Annotated in this window: 17 protein-coding genes; 5 read left to right on the top strand and 12 right to left on the bottom strand. The window is 37.1% G+C overall.

All coding sequences use genetic code 11. The features are described 5' to 3' along the window. Positions 1-205: 205 nt before the first annotated feature. The 3 genes from ACIQZA_RS22860 to ACIQZA_RS22850 form a co-directional block, all read right to left on the bottom strand. Positions 206-1831, bottom strand: coding sequence for an S-layer homology domain-containing protein (locus ACIQZA_RS22860; RefSeq protein ID WP_402884126.1), 1626 nt, complete (start codon positions 1829-1831; stop codon positions 206-208). A 212-nt stretch (positions 1832-2043) separates the two neighbouring features. Beyond that, positions 2044-3210, bottom strand: coding sequence for an endonuclease Q family protein (locus tag ACIQZA_RS22855; RefSeq protein ID WP_402884163.1), 1167 nt, complete (start codon positions 3208-3210; stop codon positions 2044-2046). A 72-nt stretch (positions 3211-3282) separates the two neighbouring features. Further along, the gene (locus tag ACIQZA_RS22850) at positions 3283-3453 is read right to left on the bottom strand and encodes a hypothetical protein (RefSeq protein ID WP_400940899.1); all 171 of its coding nucleotides are present in this window, start codon (positions 3451-3453) and stop codon (positions 3283-3285) included. 149 nt (positions 3454-3602) lie between these two features. Here ACIQZA_RS22850 and ACIQZA_RS22845 point away from each other — a divergent pair, with 149 nt between their 5' ends. The 4 genes from ACIQZA_RS22845 to ACIQZA_RS22830 all read left to right on the top strand — a co-directional run bounded on the left by ACIQZA_RS22845 (position 3603) and on the right by ACIQZA_RS22830 (position 6099). Beyond that, positions 3603-4181: a TetR/AcrR family transcriptional regulator gene (locus ACIQZA_RS22845; protein WP_400940897.1), complete on the top strand. Its 579-nt coding sequence runs from the start codon at positions 3603-3605 to the stop codon at positions 4179-4181. A gap of 65 nt (positions 4182-4246) precedes the next feature. After that, on the top strand, positions 4247-4600 hold the full coding sequence (locus ACIQZA_RS22840) for a DMT family transporter (RefSeq protein WP_142510312.1): 354 nt from the start codon (positions 4247-4249) through the stop codon (positions 4598-4600). Then, a complete protein-coding gene (locus tag ACIQZA_RS22835) occupies positions 4600-4914 on the top strand; it encodes a DMT family transporter (protein WP_400940895.1) in 315 nt (104 codons plus the stop codon). Before ACIQZA_RS22840 ends, ACIQZA_RS22835 begins: the two co-directional genes overlap by 1 nt. 588 nt (positions 4915-5502) lie before the next feature. Next, complete coding sequence (locus ACIQZA_RS22830) at positions 5503-6099, top strand: biotin transporter BioY (protein WP_402884124.1); 597 nt, start codon at positions 5503-5505, stop codon at positions 6097-6099. Positions 6100-6523: 424 nt separating this feature from the next. Here ACIQZA_RS22830 and ACIQZA_RS22825 read toward each other — a convergent pair whose 3' ends face one another. The 6 genes from ACIQZA_RS22825 to ACIQZA_RS22800 all read right to left on the bottom strand — a co-directional run bounded on the left by ACIQZA_RS22825 (position 6524) and on the right by ACIQZA_RS22800 (position 13105). Further along, complete coding sequence (locus ACIQZA_RS22825) at positions 6524-7066, bottom strand: NADPH-dependent FMN reductase (protein ID WP_400940890.1); 543 nt, start codon at positions 7064-7066, stop codon at positions 6524-6526. Positions 7067-7127: 61 nt separating this feature from the next. Continuing rightward, positions 7128-7745, bottom strand: a complete 618-nt coding sequence (locus ACIQZA_RS22820) for a nitroreductase family protein (RefSeq protein ID WP_400940888.1) — start codon at positions 7743-7745, stop codon at positions 7128-7130. A 90-nt stretch (positions 7746-7835) separates the two neighbouring features. Beyond that, complete coding sequence (locus tag ACIQZA_RS22815; RefSeq protein ID WP_400940885.1) at positions 7836-8819, bottom strand: ring-cleaving dioxygenase; 984 nt, start codon at positions 8817-8819, stop codon at positions 7836-7838. Positions 8820-8867: 48 nt separating this feature from the next. Beyond that, on the bottom strand, positions 8868-9302 hold the full coding sequence (locus ACIQZA_RS22810) for a MarR family winged helix-turn-helix transcriptional regulator (RefSeq protein ID WP_400940883.1): 435 nt from the start codon (positions 9300-9302) through the stop codon (positions 8868-8870). Between the two features lie 156 nt (positions 9303-9458). Next, the gene (locus ACIQZA_RS22805) at positions 9459-11690 is read right to left on the bottom strand and encodes an S-layer homology domain-containing protein (RefSeq protein ID WP_402884122.1); all 2232 of its coding nucleotides are present in this window, start codon (positions 11688-11690) and stop codon (positions 9459-9461) included. Positions 11691-11932: 242 nt separating this feature from the next. Continuing rightward, positions 11933-13105 carry a glycosyl hydrolase family 18 protein gene (locus ACIQZA_RS22800; RefSeq protein ID WP_427495712.1) on the bottom strand — a complete coding sequence of 391 codons (1173 nt, stop codon included), beginning with the start codon at positions 13103-13105 and terminating at the stop codon, positions 11933-11935. A gap of 182 nt (positions 13106-13287) precedes the next feature. Here ACIQZA_RS22800 and ACIQZA_RS22795 point away from each other — a divergent pair, with 182 nt between their 5' ends. Then, entirely contained in the window at positions 13288-13434 is a 147-nt protein-coding gene (locus ACIQZA_RS22795; RefSeq protein ID WP_402884120.1) for a hypothetical protein, read from the top strand. Between the two features lie 8 nt (positions 13435-13442). Here the strand turns inward: ACIQZA_RS22795 and ACIQZA_RS22790 are convergent, their stop codons facing one another. The 3 genes from ACIQZA_RS22790 to ACIQZA_RS22780 all read right to left on the bottom strand — a co-directional run. Continuing rightward, complete coding sequence (locus tag ACIQZA_RS22790) at positions 13443-14174, bottom strand: hypothetical protein (protein WP_400940878.1); 732 nt, start codon at positions 14172-14174, stop codon at positions 13443-13445. Further along, positions 14167-15504: an AAA family ATPase gene (locus ACIQZA_RS22785; RefSeq protein ID WP_402884118.1), complete on the bottom strand. Its 1338-nt coding sequence runs from the start codon at positions 15502-15504 to the stop codon at positions 14167-14169. Before ACIQZA_RS22785 ends, ACIQZA_RS22790 begins: the two co-directional genes overlap by 8 nt. A 236-nt stretch (positions 15505-15740) precedes the next feature. Continuing rightward, positions 15741-16011: hypothetical protein (locus ACIQZA_RS22780; protein WP_403009986.1), on the bottom strand; the 271-nt coding region annotated here is incomplete at its 5' end.

The raw sequence follows: 16011 nt of genomic DNA, 5'->3' as shown, positions 1-16011 counted from the left end.
GATTTATTGAACTGCTTTGTTATTTTTAAAGACGTTTTTTTTGCTTGTTATTCACCTTATCCACATGGTATATATTTCAATAATTGTCATCCCCGACTTTTGATATGAGCTCCTAAATTGTGCTAGATATTCATCGCAATAAAAATAACAAATGTAAACGTCTAAAGGTAGAGGTTTCTATTCACAACCTCTACCTTAAATTATTTTACTTTTTTAATAGACTGTTAAAATTCACAAATATTTTCGCAGCATGGCTACGTTTTGTAGGAGCTTCAGGTGAAAATTCCCCTTCGTTCCCTCTAACCATATCAAGCTCATACAACATCGTTATTGCATGTTTTGTTTCTTCATTGTAGGAAGCAATATCAGTGAATGGTGCTTTTCCTTTTATAGCATAATGTTGCTTTTGTTTAGATTCATAGGCTCTATTTATCATTAATGCTAATTGCGCGCGAGTAACCGGCTGTCCTGGATTAAACTTCCCATTCGTTCCCTTAATTAACCCATACGCATAAGCTGCTGCAATTTCTGACTGAGTTCCAACGTCATAGTTTGCGATGTCTTTAAATGGTGCTTGTTCCTTCGTCGTTAAACCTAGGCTTCTAACAAGCATCGTAGCAGCCTGTGCACGAGTAACATTTTGCTCAGGTCTAAACGTACCATCTGCGTAACCTTTCATAATACCTTCTTTAGTGGCCTTTAGAATATACTCCTTTGCCCAATGTTTTTCTATATCGGTAAAGGTTAAATTTCTCCCTGTAGTAAAAGTAACTGATGGACTTTGAACACTTTCATTACCAGCTGCATCAACCGCTTTAACAGCTATCGTGTATGCTGTATTCTCTGTTAAATTATCCAAGGTTATCGTCGTTGTCTCAGCATTTTGTGTAAATGTTAGCTTACTATTTACATATACGTTGTAACTAGTGACACCTACATTATCTCTCGCTTCCTGCCAGCTTATTTTTACAGTTGTACGATCTTTCATATTTACTTGAATAAATTTTGATACATCCCATAAAGAACTTGCTTTAATCGCTGGTAGAAATGCCTCGTTCGCTACTGCGAAATAGCCTGCTTCACTTAAATGAATATTTTCAGGATTTGGCAAATAGCTCGGAATATCTTTTGCTACAATATCGTATGTCGGTACAAAAACGGCACCCGATTTTTCAGCAGTTGTTTTTATCGTTGCGTTCATAACCTTTAATAGCATTTTAAATTGTGTCTGTAAATCCTCGCTATAGTACGGAAAAGAATTATAATAGCCCATGACATAAACTTGAGCATTCGGATTAAGCTTCTTCACTTCTTCTAAAATAGCCGCAATATTTTTTATTGCCTCTTGTGAAGCTTTTAACATCATTGCTGCATTAATGCCAGTTATCTGCGACTCTTTTAAAATAGGTATTATATCATTGGCGCCAGCAGTTAGCGTAATAATCTCAGCTTCTTTAATAGATGTACGGAGCTTTACCTCCTCACTTCGATAACCAAATCCTACCACTGGCTTTTCCACATTATTTTGTATATCTTCTAATATATTTTTCGTTGTATAGCCCGAATATGCAAACCCTTTATTATAAGAAGTAATGAAACCATCTTGCTGTAAAGCTTGTGCAACAAAATCTGTGTAACCTAACCCGATGATACCACCGTCATTCATACCGTGTGCTAAGGAATCACCCAGTGCTACATAATCAGCTTGAACTACCCAACTTGGCGCTATGTAGTCTCTTTGTTCCTCAGCATTCACACCTATTGGTGGTACTACTAATTGGCATGCCAAAACGCTAGCCGTTAAAAAACGAAATTTCTTTGATAATTGCATACACCCACTCCTCCAATTTTCACTAATTACTATTTTAATATAAATAGGGTAAAAATGGGTTAAACGAGAGGCGATATTTCACGATAACGTGTGGTTGATTTCTGTTCCGACTGGGCGCTTTCCTCGTAGCGTCCAGTCTTCAACTTATATAAACTACATACGTTTTAACAAATGTCATCCACAACTTTTGATGATGAGCTAAAAATCATTTTTTACTCCAGTTGAACCTTCCCATAAATACCGCCACCACCAACTTCAATAGCCAATTGCCCTGTTCTTGCTAAATCGATCATCTTGGCAATTTTGTACGGCACGATTTGTTCGAGTTGTTCTAGCGTAACCCGATGCAAGATGTTCATCTCTGTACCAAATGCTTGTACTAATCGTTCCATCATTTTTGGCCCTAATCCTGGAATAAAATCTAGTGGTACTTGGTGAATATATGACGGTCGTGCACGTTTATCTGTAACTTGCTCTGAAAGCTCCTTAATCCGTGTTGCAACACCTTTTATAATTTGCGTGCTTTCACAGTTTGTACAGATTGTTGCAGAATTGCTAAGCTGCTCACCACATTTCGCGCAGACAGTCTCATGGTATTTACCAAGCAAAGGATTTAAGCCATAATTGGCTGTTACTGCTCGACCTTGCTGTTCATGAAGCGCCATCTTTAATTCTGTAAAATTTGCATTAGATAGTCTTAATTTTTGATACTCACGTGCAATTTTTCCAAGTGAATGAGCATCAGAGTTGCTGACAAATGTATATGCTTGCAGTTCTTTAATGTTACTCACCATTTCGGTATCGGAGCTCAAACCAAGCTCTATCGCATCTATAAGTTGAGGGTCAAGTACTTCTGTTAAACTACGATGTACGCCTTTACCGAACAAACTTTTAAATGGTGTAAAAACATGAGCAGGAATAAAAAGCCCGCCTAATTCATGAACCTTTTGTTGTAATGTTCGACCATCACAATAAATGCGCTGAGAGCTTAAATGAATATTTTTCATATGATTAGACATCCATTTTGAAAATTCCCTCATAAGCACAAGTGTTGGAAAATAGGCAAGTACATGGATTGGTCCAAGGCAATGATGATCATAAATCTCTATTTCAGTACCTGGAATAAGTGTTGTTTCTTGAAAACGAAGCCCTCCTTGTTCTAGCTCCTTCAGTTCTCCTTGTTCGATCATCTCTGACATTTCATCCATTACTTCTGGTGAATGGCAATCAATAATCCCGATAATATCTAGTCCCTTTCTTGCACTTGAAGACTCTAAAATTCTTGCTAACGTTAACGTTTTACTGCCAGTAATTTTAACAGCACGACCACTTGAAGTACGCCCAATATGAACGTGTAAATCTGCATAAAAATCTTGCATCATTGTCTCCCTCCCCCTACTTTTAGATGACATAAAAAAGCCTCACATTGCTGCAAGGCATTTTATTCTTAATTATGATGGATGATTGCTGTTAGTACTATTGTTTGACTCGAAAGCACCCGAGCCCTGCGATGGTATTGTCGAAGAATCATAGGCCACTAATGTCACTCCAATGTTCTTTTCAAGCTCATTAAGTTTTTCAAGCTGTTGTTGATCTAATTGCGCAATCTTTATCTCTTCCATTTTCATCAAATCCTTTCATGAATAAAGTTCCCCAAATAAAAAACATATATACTAAAAAAAATAATGACTGATTGTCAGTCATTATTCTTTGACTTTATTTCAGCTATTTTGTAACATATTAAATAAGCAGGACAAAAGCGAGGGATTTCATGTCAAAAGAAGAGAAAATTATCCAAGCCGCAATTGAAGTTTTCCGTGAAAAAGGAATTGAAAAAACAAAGGTTTCAGATATCGTAAAAGCTGCAGGTATCGCGCAAGGGACATTTTATCTTTATTTTCCATCACGCCTTTCAGTTATGCCAGCCATTGCAAAGGTTATGGTTGAGAAAATTATTGCTGCTATTAACGATGGGATTTCAAAACAGGAGCCTTTCGCAAAGCAGCTAGAAAAAGTAGTAGATATTGTTTTTTCTCTAACAGAGGAATATCGAGATGTATTTGCACTTATCTATGCCGGTATTACACAAACTGAGCATATGAAAGAATGGGAAAATATATATGCTCCCTATTACGAATGGATGAATCATTTCTTGGTTGAAGCTCAACAGCAAGGAACGATACGCGCTTCCCTAAATACTACTCGTTCTTCTAAACTTATAATCGGTCTAGTAGAGTCTGCCGCTGAACAAATTTATTTGTATGATGATAGTGAAGAAGAAACAATTAGACTTCAAAAGCTTGAGCTCCTCGACTTTTTACATCATGCACTCGATTTACGTCACGCATAAGTGACGTTCTCTTTTACGCTAAAAATGACTGAATGTCAGTCATAATGATAGAAAGGAATTTAACTATGCAAAAAGATTGGATTTATGTTGGATTAACTAGTTTGTTTGAATTGTTTTGGATATTTGGTTTTAATGTTGCCGATTCTTGGTGGCATTGGGCTATTATTGTGTCCCTAATTGCATTGGATTTTCACTTCTTATCGAAGGCTTGTGAAAACCTACCTACAGGAACGGTTTACGCGACTTTTGCTGGGGTCGGTACAATTGGTACTACATTAATGGACATTTTTATTTTTGAAGGTGAGTTTAATGCTATTAAAGGAATTTTCATGTTTATTTTAGTACTGGGTGTTATTGGTCTTAATTTAGCTGATAACCCTTCAAAAGATCATGTTAAAGAGAAAGGAGCTAATGCATAATGGGTTGGATACTTGTTTTATTAGCTGCAATTTCGGAAATTGTCGGTGTTGTAGGTTTACGCTTTTATAGTCAGGAAAAAAATATACGAAATTTATCGATATATCTAGGCGGCTTTGGGATGTCCTTTATGCTATTATATGCATCCTTTAACTATTTACAGTTAAGCATTGCCTATGTAATTTGGGTCGGCATTGGTACAGTTGGTGCTGTTCTCGTGAATATTATATTCTTCGGAGAATCTAAAAACCTGACTCGAATTATTAGTATCATCGCCATTATCATTGGTGTGGCAGGATTAAAAGCAGTATCTTAATTTATTCATTTTAATTCAAAGTATTGTGAGTGAGTAAGTGCTAAAGCCTAGTAGGGCTTTTTGGCAAATTGATAGGTTGATCTCCGTTCCGACTGGGCGCTTTGCCGCTGACGCTTCGCTTTCGCACAGAGCAAAGCTTCCTGGGGGCGTCCGATGAGCCACTTGGGGCAACGGATGTTTTTTGTGCGAAAGCGTAGTGTAACGTAGCGGCAGCAATAGGATGTTGGTCACGAAGGCGTTATCACAGTGAGAATGGGCATGAAAATACCTCGATTAAACAAAGTTTGATATTGTTCGTAATTGCATTCATCCTCGTGTATATTACAGGAATCACTAAATAGCAGGTCTCCTGGCTTCAAACCCTTGCCTCCCCATTCTAGAACAATGGCTAAATCATCATAGAACTCCTCGTTAAGAGACAGCGTCCGTTTTTTAATTATGACGTTTCCAGCATATACTTTAAACGTTAGTCTATAGCTAACAAGCAAAATAAACATTTTGTGTTAACTATTTATTTTTATTAAGTTGACACAAAATGCTTATTTTTTTACACTACTATTAGTAGCATTACTTTTTAGGGGTGAAATAATGGCAACAGTTGCGGAACATACACATCACAAATTAAGAACTGTCGATCTTGCATACATTGGACTATTTTCAACATTGATGATGATAGGAGCTAATATCACGTCTATTGTACCTTTCATGATGATTGGTGGCGTACCTATCACATTGCAAACATTTTTTGCTATTTTAGCAGGACTTATTCTTGGTAGTAGAAAAGGGGCATTCGCTTGTACTGTTTATATGTGCATAGGGTTAGCAGGTGCACCTGTATTTGCTCGTTTCAACGGAGGCTTTGGTCAAATGATTAGCCCTACTTTTGGTTTCATTGTTTCTTTCATATTAGCTGCATTTGTCGCGGGGCTTATTGTAGAACGTAGTGGAACGAAAAAAAGCTATGTAGTTGCTGCATTAGTTGCTACAGCTATTAATTACTTACTAGGAACAAATTGGATGTACTTTGCCTACAAGCTATGGGCTAGTGCTCCTGATGCTTTCACTTATAAAGTGGCATGGCTTTGGATGATGCCTCCTTTGCCAAAGGATATTATTTTAGCTATATTTGCAGGTATTTTTGCATACCGCCTTCAAAAAGTGTTAAAAATAATCCCGATTAGATAAAAGCTTATCACCATAACGAGGGGTTGATTTCCGTTCCGGCTGGGGGCGTCCGATGAGCCGCTTCACTCGCGCTGCTCGCACCAGGGTCTCGGGCCAACACGATGTTGGTCACGAAAGCGTTATCACAGGACGTGATGCTTTTAGCCTTCGTTCCTTTATTGCTGATCCCCAAGGAGTCGCCCAGCCTCCACTCCAACCAACTTATATAAATAGCATACATTTTATTCACAACTTTTTTGTTAAAGAATAAATAAACAATTTATCTCCTAAAAATGCCCCACTTTAGTGTAATGCTAGAAAGGGCGTTTTTCTAATTGTCCTATTTGTCGCTTGGCTCTTCTATCTGTCGCTCTATTTTAAATCCAACAAACAAAAAAATGTCCCATAAGTTTATTGCATACTTATGGGACATTCTTTTTTATTTTTAAACGTATTTTTTCATCCAGTTTAAAAAGTTATCAATAACTACATCAAGGAATTTAATAGTACCTTCATCTGTTAAATTGCCTTCTGTATCAAATTTAGTGTGTACTGCTCCAATATAAACGTCATTACCACTAAGTAATGGTGAATTTACTCCAGGTGAGAATAAAATATCTCGTAAATGTAATTGTGCTTTAACAGTACCTAAGTTACCCATTGATGCCCCCATCATGAATGATGGCTTGCCAATCATTACTTTATCAACGCGAGATAACCAATCGATGGCGTTAACCATAACACCTGGCACTGTACCATTATATTCTGGTGTCAACCAAAGAACTGCATCTGCCGCTTTTACTTGTACTTTAAAATCAAGTACAGGCTGTGGTGCTTCATTTTCGATATCTTGATTATACATTGGTAAATCGTTCAAACTTAATATTTCAAGATCAAATTTCTCAGTATAACGCTTTTGAATAAATTTTGCTAATTGCATATTATAAGATTCTTTACGGATACTACCTACGATTGCTACTACTTTCACAATATTCCTCCTAAATGTGCATTAATTTTATTATTTGTAGACAGTTTTATTTTATACTGTCCTAATAATAGGTTGCAAATTCCTCAACTGGTTTACGGTAACCACGCAAGCGGCGACTACTTTCTTTTTCTTTACCTATAGTAATCATTAGTGCAATCTCATGTGTTTCTGGAATATTAAAAAGAGCTCTCATTTGTTGCTGATCAAAGCCGATCATTGGACATGTGTCCCATCCACGATTTTTGGCTGCCAGCATAAATAACATAGCTGAAAGTGAAGCGTTACGAATTGCTTCCTCCTTCATAAATTCCTTGCCACGTTCTTCATAAAATTTAGCGTTTTCATTGACGATATTTTCTAATTCACAAGCATTAATAATGCCTAAGTCTACCATCCCTTGATTAAGGTTAGCAGTATTTTTATAGGCTTCTTTATCTCCTAATACAAGTATAACCGCTGAGGCTGAATGTACTTTATATTGCCCGTATGCAGCTTCTCGTACTTTTTCTTTTTTTTCTTCATCTAATACAACGATATAATCAGCATGTTGTAAATTAAAGGCGGAAGGAGCAAGCTTAACATCCTCCAAAATGGGACGTATATCTTCTTCGCTCATCTTGATGTCCTCTATAAAATTATTCGCAGAGCGACGCTTATCTATTAGCTTTGAAAATTCCATCTAACTGACCTCCAATCATTTTTCTTTTTAGAGTATGTAATTTTCATTCAGCAGAGGCTTGAGTCTCTCTGCTGAATGGGATAAAAAGTTTTACTCATATTCTTTATCGAACGTAATCGTACTTCTTACAGTGTCAATTGGACGGACAAGTTCTTCTATTTGTGCACGCTTTGGCTCTAAAAATGGTGGCAACGACAATTTTTCACCTAAAGTTTCATAAGGCTCATCACTCATAAATCCTGGGCCATCAGTAGCTAGCTCAAATAAAATTTGAGGTGCTACCCGTGCATAAAGTGATTCAAAGAAATGACGATTTACGTAACCTGAGGTATGGAAGCCAAAGCTTTCAAATCGTTCAGTCCATTCATTTAGTACAGTTCGATCCTCTACGCGGAATGCAGCATGATGTACTGTACCAAAGCCTTGACGAGCTACTGGTAGAACTGTGTTAAGTTCTACAACAAGTTGTGCACCGTTTCCACCTTCACCAACCTCAAACAGATGGAAATCCCCTTCTTCACCGATTTCTGTAAAGAGCATCACTTTTTCTAGCATCTCTTTGAAATATTTAAAATTAGCAACTCTCACAAAAACCGGACCTAAGCCTGTAATTGCATATTCAAGAGGAATCGGTCCATCTTGCCATGGAGTGCCTGATGAAACACCTGTATTGTTTTCATCAGAAATAAGTTGATATTGCTGATCGTCAAAATCGACGAATGATAAAGTTTTCTTGCCAAATTGCTCTTTAATACCTGAATGTTTAACATTTAATCGATCGAAACGTTTTACCCAATAGTCCAATGCCGCATCTGTTGGCACGCGGAATGAAGTTTTAGAAATTTCATCTGTTCCATGCACACCTTTTGGAATGTTTGGAAAATCAAAAAATGTCATATCAGTGCCAGCGCTACCTTTATCATCTGCAAAAAATAAATGATATGTTTGGATATCATCCTGATTAACCGTTTTTTTCACTAATCGCATCCCTAATACATAAGTAAAAAATTTATAATTCTCTTCCGCACTACTTGTAATAGCGGTAACGTGGTGAATTCCTTTTAAATGATTCATTTTATGCCCCTCCTATTTATCTCGATTTCGAGATATTAAGTAAAGTATTTATTTATTAACTGCGTTCAAACCAACCTTTTTCAAAGACAGGGTCATTGTGTCCATCTCCTGTTGATCTAATACTTCAAAAATCTCGTTAATTTTTTGTTCATGCTTCGGAAATATTTCTTCCATCAACGCTTGACCCTCGCATGTTAATAAAACATATGTGACACGACGATCCCTCGGACAAGCACGTCGATACACAAAACCTTTTTGTTCGAGCTTATCAATAACATACGTAATACTACTACTTGCGATTAAAATTTTCTTTCCAATTACTTGGATTGGTTGCTCACCATGATGATATAAAAACTCAAGTACCGAAAATTCAGTTTGATTTAAATCGTATTGAAGTAAATCTCTCTTTGTTGCATCTTGAATCGTTTGATATGCTCGGAACAAGACCGTAAAAGCTTTTAAATTACGATTGTCTTCCTTCATACGACTCCCTCTTTCCATTTACTTCGAATTCAATTATCTCTAATTCGAGATAATAATAACATATAAGCTGCTGATCAGCAATCCTTTTTACTGTAATCACAAAAAAGGCATCCCCAAAAATCAGGGGATGCCCTTTCATGTATAAATTATCGACTATTAATAGTAATGACGACCGTTGCCGTTCTGTTCAAAGGCAGCCTTTGCTAGACGAACTGTAGATACAGCCAAATCTGCATACGTCACTTTCTCAGTAGCATTGAATTTATTTTGCTGTCCATCAATTAGTCCCATTGCACTCGCTAAAGCAACATAACCTGCGTACGCTGGATCAATTGAGCTTGCATCAGTAAAGTTTAATTTGTAAATGTCACTATGCTTAGCAGCACTCTCTAAATTTAGTACACGAACTAACCATTCGGCAAGCTCTTGACGAGTCAATGCTGTATCTACTGCAAATTGATCCGCCGGTTGTAAAATGCCCATTCTTACAGCTTGTTCAACGATTCCGTATAATGGATGCTTTTTGTCAATATTTTTGAAGGATTGCTTAACGTTGTCTCCTCCATACGGATTGAAATCATATCCGTATGATAATGATTTAACTAAAATTTTCAAAGCTTCTCCTCTTGTTACGGCTGTATCAGCATTAAAGTTTGCTGGGTCTTTAACCTCTAACACATTTTGGTGTAATAAATAAGTTAATTCTCCTCCAGCTGTTGGATGCGAAATGGCAGGTTTTTCTTTCGTATCACCAACTTTTTGAAGCCATTCACCCGTTGTTGCATCAATACTATTGAACAAAATTCCATTATAAACCGGCGTGTATACTAAATCATAGTGGTGATTATCCTCGCCATCCTGTTTTGCATACTGTAGCTCCAATTTCAGCCCCTCATTGAATGTTGCTTTTGCTTTATCAGCAGGAATAGCTTTGTTTACAGACGGCCAATTATCAATCTTGCGATAATTAACATTTAAAGAACTTAATTTCCCATCAGCACTGATACCTACGGAAATTTCATCCCCTGCTACGGCAATGCCATTGACAATACGTGGGAAAGAGAAGTAATACTGTTTGTTGTCTTTATCATATATTGCATCTTCTAGTGGTTTTGAATAATTATGAATATATGACGGAGACCACTCTTTTAAGTAGTCTATCGCTTTTGCTAACGCAGCATCTTTTGAAATTGGTTCTACTTTAACATCTGTCTGCATGAATTCTCTACTTGTATTCCAGTAGTTTGTAATTTCACCTGTTGCTTTGTTGACTTCAAGTGAACTACCTGTGCCGTAATTACCGAGATCATACATATAATTCACATCATAAATTGTTTCGCCATTTTCATTTTCTCTTTCATTAACCGAATGAATTTGTAGCTTGGCTTTGTCTGTATCAACTTTTAAGATAGACTTAGCTAACTCTTCAACTTCTGCTAATGTAATACCATTTTTCTTAGGTGCAAGTGGTTGCGCTGCAAGTTTTTCTACACCTTTTGTCTTCGGTACTTGAGAAGTGAAACCATTCATTGTTTGCCATTGCCCATTTATTGCATGTACACCATTAAAGCTAGTTGGTGGCATATACACAAGCTTAGCAATCGCTTCGCCTGTTTGGTAGTTATAGTCAACTATATAACGTAAGTCAACTGACAGTTTTTCACGAACCTGTGCTAGGATGTCTGACTCATTCTTTTTCTGATCTAAGTTATCAAATGTTGCCTTGCTAGTTGGCTCAGTATTACGATACATACTTGTAACTTCACCATTTGCTAGAACTGTAATATGGATAAACTCATTACTAAGTGACACACCATTGTGTGTAGGCGAGTACATGAATGAATACGAAGTTGGTTCGGATAAAGGTCTACTAAAACTAAAACCAAAGTCACCAAATCTATTGTCCTCACGAAGCTTGTAATTCGCAGTGCTCGGCAATTTCTTTAGGAAGTCTTGAGCAACTTTCTTTGCTTCACCCTCTGAATATTTCACCGGGTACAATGCTTCCGCTATATTGACAGGCTGATAGGAGAAATTTTCTAATTCCAAATCTTCGCCTTTAAAAGTAAAATCACCATAAACGTCTTTGCCATTGATTGTTTTATTAAAGTTCAATTCATAGCGTATCGTTTTGTCATCATTAAAGTAATGCGCTTCCCCCATTGAGAAATCTTTCTCTGTTACAAAATTGAATTTGTCTGGGAATATTGTATTCAATTGCTTAATAAGCATACTTTTTGTTACTTTTGTTTCTGTTGAAGAAACTTGAATTGCAACTCTCTCTTGTGGTTCTTTTACATTTGCCGAAGCTTGTGCCATTGGCGAAAGTACACTAACAGAAAATGCAGTAGACGTTAGTATAATACCTAACTTTTTAAATTTACCCAAAATATCCCTCCTGGATTATCATTTACCATAATTATAGTATAGATTACCATAAATAGATATGACATTTTCAGATTATTCATTTTTATCGGAAAATAGAATAGACATAGAGCTATTTTATCTTCATTCAGCATATCTTTTCTGTACGAAAGCGATGCGTCAGCCGCAATGTTTGTCTGCGCGAAAGCAAAGCGACAGCTACAATTAAGCCAAGGCGAAATTGCTTGGTTGCTCCCTAAAAATTCTCATTTCTTTACTACATCAAAGTTGGACCCAATTAATAACCAATTTTGAGGGAATGGTAGACCCAACTTCCAATAGCCTACTCCTCGGAGTCTGTACCGTTTGATTAAATCGAACTTCGCTTGAATGGATCTGGCATCTTCGAACCATACCACATGTGCTTTACCTTGCTCATCGTAGTATTCAAAGAACGGTGCTTGAGATCTCAAATCAAACTGAATAGCAGCATTATATTTCTTAGCAATCTCGATTGCTCTTTGTGGGCTAACTGCTTCTGCATTAGGCCCCCCCTGCACAAAAGGCAATGTCCAGTTATACCCATATAAATTCTGTCCAAGTATAATTTTGTTCCGAGGTATCTCACTTACTGCATATTTAACAACCGCTTCTACCTCTGGAAGTGGCGATACTGCCATAGGGGGCCCTGCAGAATAGCCCCATTCATAGGTCATTAACATAACAAAATCCACTATTTCTCCATGTGCTTTATAATCATGCCCCTCCGTCCACGGACCCCGCTCACTAGCACTTGTTTTCGGAGCTAGCGCTGTCGATACGGTATATCCCTGAGGATGGAATCGACTCACCGCTCTCCTTAAAAAATTGTTATACGCCTGTCGTTGATCGCCCGGCAAATTCTCAAAATCAAAATGAATATCTTTAACGGTTCCTAAACGCTTTGCCTCTTCAAGAATATTATTAAAGAGCAAATCCTGTACGGCTGTACTTTGAAAAATATCTCTCGCTAAGTCACCGCTAAAACTAAAATTCTCCAAATTCGAGACAACCATTGCTAGAGAAGCACCTGTATCATTTGCAATTTGCGCCACACCTTGACTCGGTGGCACCTTAAGCGTTCCATCTCTTCTTGCCTCATAGCTAAATAAAGCTAGATAAGTTAAAAATGGACCCGCTTCTCTTGCTTGACTTAGTAATGCCTCACTAACGAATGTCCCTCTCGGCTCTAAATATGCCAATGTTTCAGCTCTTGTTTTTGGTTGAGGTGGAATATAAAGTCGCATACCAATCGATAACGGTTGACTCGGACTAATATTGTTCACCTGAGCAAGTGTTAAATAATTAATGCCAAAGCGTTGGCCGATTGAATATAGACTGTCTCCTGCCTGCACATAATAGAAATTTCCGACAATCGGTACCACAAGAGCTTGCCCTATAACTAATCGATTTGGTTCAGGAACTTGATTGGCATCTACAATATTTTGAACTGTTGTCCCATATGCCTTCGCAATACCCCATAAGGACTCCCCTGCCCGTACAACATGTATTTGAATGTCAATGCCTCCTTCTTGCTTGATAAAATCACACCTGTAAAGCTTATGAATTAGGAAATGAAAAGATGTCATTACTAAGTAAGAATAGCTTCCCTAAAACGAAAAAAGAGCCATCGCTTATTCTAACGAAAGGACCTTTTTTAGTGAGCAAGCGTCTAACCGCTTCCTCTATATTTGTCGTTGCTGACGCTTCATTTTTCACTACTGATTAACTCTCACTTTATTGTATATCCGATTTAATCATTTCAAATAATAACGGTACATTTGTTCCGCGTTGTAACGAATTACAGCCCTCCATTAAAAATGACCAACTCATTTTCATTTTTTCTTTATACGGAAGCTCTGGGTTAACTGGGAGATATTCTTTTAAAAATTCTTCTATGGAGCTCGATAAACTTTCCATAAATTCATCAGCCTTTTGCACCTTTTCCGTCGCTACTTCATTACGCTCATTCCATAGTACATGCTCTAAGTTTGTAGAAAAATAGAATAGCTGATACGGTATTCTTAATCGATGAATGCTAAAATGATCATTTGCCATAAGGATTTTAGCATTATTCGCCTTCATGTCATTTCGTTGTTCGATTTGTTCCTTACGCTTCTCTGATTTCACTAATATTGCATCTTCTGTATAGAATAAATTTTGCTCAATATCTCCCTTCACCTTGACAAATTCAGGGGCTATGAAACAACCGTCTGCATCAGTAATATGAACGACAGCGGTTAAATCCTTCGCTAAAAACTTATACTTCTCCAAATAGTTCTGAATCACTCGTGTAACACTATTTTTAATATTAGGTATCCGTTTATTAGCATCCCATTTCGTTAAAATATCTTCCCGTTGTACATCGAAGCGAATCGTTGAATTTGCAAAATGTTCATCTAGAAAATCCTCTAAAACAATTTGCTCCGTATGCCCTTCTACAATAATTAAAAGAACTTTTTTAGTCACGCTGGACACCCGCTTTTCTAAAGGCACGCTTAATTTTAAATGTCTTCGTTTCTTTATAAACATCTTCATCCTGTCCGCCCAACTGAATTGCACGTAAATAAACATCTCGAGCATTATTTACCTCTTTAATACCCTTTAGCTGTATATAACGACGATCCTCATTCGTTGTCGTAAACCATAAGTTTTTAATAGCTAGCACCTCTAACACACGTAAATTATGAGACGTAAAAATAAGTTGACCTTTTCCGCCCTCATCAATCACTGTTAACAACTCGCCTAACAAATATTCAAAAACACCAGAATCTAATTCATCTATTACTACACAAGCATTTGGGTTATTATAAACCGCAATGAGCACACTGAGTACAGATATAATTTTCAAAATCCCTTCTGACTCTGTCCTTAACGGTAATTCGCGCTCCCCTCGTTGCGATAAAAATTCAAAACGAATTCCTTTTTCTCCATTATCCATAGTTTGTTTTGTAAGTACATTAATCTTTATAGAGAGACCTGGAATAATCGCTGATAATACTTGATTACTTTGCTCTATTACTTCACATAACACGTAAAATGCTTCCTCTGGCAATAATGCTGGCCCCTTCAAATTGTAAGGGATAGAACCACGAGTTTTTTCGAGATGGATGCTAAAAGGCATACTGCGCTCTTCAAATAATGGTGCGATATTTTGATTGTTAACAACATGTAAATCACGATTAAAATCTATTGCTAAATTATGAAGCAATTGCATTTCTAACTCTGACAATCTATCCTGTAATAACGGCTTTAAATCTTTGTGAAAGACAAAGGACATATATTGTTTTTTAGACAATTGGTGAATGACTAGTAATTGGATACGCATTTTTTCATTCATATCAGAAAGATTTGCTTTACGTAGTTGTATGTCTTCCTCTGTAACATTAATTAAAATCTTTGAACGCTTCCCTTTCTCGTTTTCTCTGTAAGCTACACGTTCAACCGTTGTGTACAGTCTGTTATCATCTTCTTGTAACTCTACATAATAATTGAGAAAAAATGTGCCAAATTGATTTTCTACTAGAAACTCGAACTCAATACTTGCCGTATCCTCCCCTGCCATAATTAATTTCTTTTCCTCAGATGGTAATTTAATTTCAGCTATCCAACCGGAGATAAGTGCCTTTAACAAGCCGAATGCATCAACAATAGTTGTTTTTCCAGAACCGTTCTGTCCGTATAAACCTACAACATTTGGCTTAAGGAATGTCTCGAAATTTACCGCTAACACAATTTCACCATGACGTACATTTCTTAAATTTTGTACTTTTATTTTCTTGATTTTTATAATAGTCATTTATATAAACATCCTTTAATGATATTTTCTTCTATTATAATTAAATTTGATATATTTTATAACATTTTCTATTTTAATTAAATATACGCTTATCGATCATTCTTCTAGTTTAATGCCTATGACAATCCTAATAGTAGGCATATGTTAGAAAAGAAAAAACGAAGAAAGGTGTGTTTCATTGGTCAATCCTGGATTTAATCCCGAAGATCTTGATGTTAACATTCCGTTTCACCCTACTATGCCTTCTGGTAGCCCATATCCATCTTTAAACCCATCACCGTATCCGACACGACCTTCGCAGCCATATCCACCACATCCACATCCACCGCGGCCATATCCGCCACAACCATACCCACCACGTCCTCCGCAACCATATCCGCCACAACCATATCCACCACGTCCTCCGCAACCATATCCGCCACAACCATATCCACCACGTCCTCCGCAACCATATCCGCCACAACCATATCCACCACGTCCTCCGCAACCATATCCGCCACAACCATA

The sequence above is a fragment of the Lysinibacillus sp. NPDC096382 genome, from assembly GCF_044762845.1.
Lineage (GTDB): Bacteria > Bacillota > Bacilli > Bacillales_A > Planococcaceae > Lysinibacillus.
This window is presented reverse-complemented; position numbering and strand designations above follow the sequence as displayed.

Coding starts and splice junctions, on each gene's coding strand:
- ACIQZA_RS22835 (WP_400940895.1), top strand. CDS start 4,600: ATGGGTTGGATACTTGTTTTATTAGCTGCAATTTCGGAAATTGTCGGT.
- ACIQZA_RS22850 (WP_400940899.1), bottom strand. CDS start 3,453: ATGGAAGAGATAAAGATTGCGCAATTAGATCAACAACAGCTTGAAAAA.
- ACIQZA_RS22840 (WP_142510312.1), top strand. CDS start 4,247: ATGCAAAAAGATTGGATTTATGTTGGATTAACTAGTTTGTTTGAATTG.
- ACIQZA_RS22815 (WP_400940885.1), bottom strand. CDS start 8,819: ATGAATCATTTAAAAGGAATTCACCACGTTACCGCTATTACAAGTAGT.
- ACIQZA_RS22860 (WP_402884126.1), bottom strand. CDS start 1,831: ATGCAATTATCAAAGAAATTTCGTTTTTTAACGGCTAGCGTTTTGGCA.
- ACIQZA_RS22785 (WP_402884118.1), bottom strand. CDS start 15,504: ATGACTATTATAAAAATCAAGAAAATAAAAGTACAAAATTTAAGAAAT.
- ACIQZA_RS22855 (WP_402884163.1), bottom strand. CDS start 3,210: ATGCAAGATTTTTATGCAGATTTACACGTTCATATTGGGCGTACTTCA.
- ACIQZA_RS22795 (WP_402884120.1), top strand. CDS start 13,288: ATGTCATTACTAAGTAAGAATAGCTTCCCTAAAACGAAAAAAGAGCCA.
- ACIQZA_RS22810 (WP_400940883.1), bottom strand. CDS start 9,302: ATGAAGGAAGACAATCGTAATTTAAAAGCTTTTACGGTCTTGTTCCGA.
- ACIQZA_RS22820 (WP_400940888.1), bottom strand. CDS start 7,745: ATGGAATTTTCAAAGCTAATAGATAAGCGTCGCTCTGCGAATAATTTT.
- ACIQZA_RS22830 (WP_402884124.1), top strand. CDS start 5,503: ATGGCAACAGTTGCGGAACATACACATCACAAATTAAGAACTGTCGAT.
- ACIQZA_RS22845 (WP_400940897.1), top strand. CDS start 3,603: ATGTCAAAAGAAGAGAAAATTATCCAAGCCGCAATTGAAGTTTTCCGT.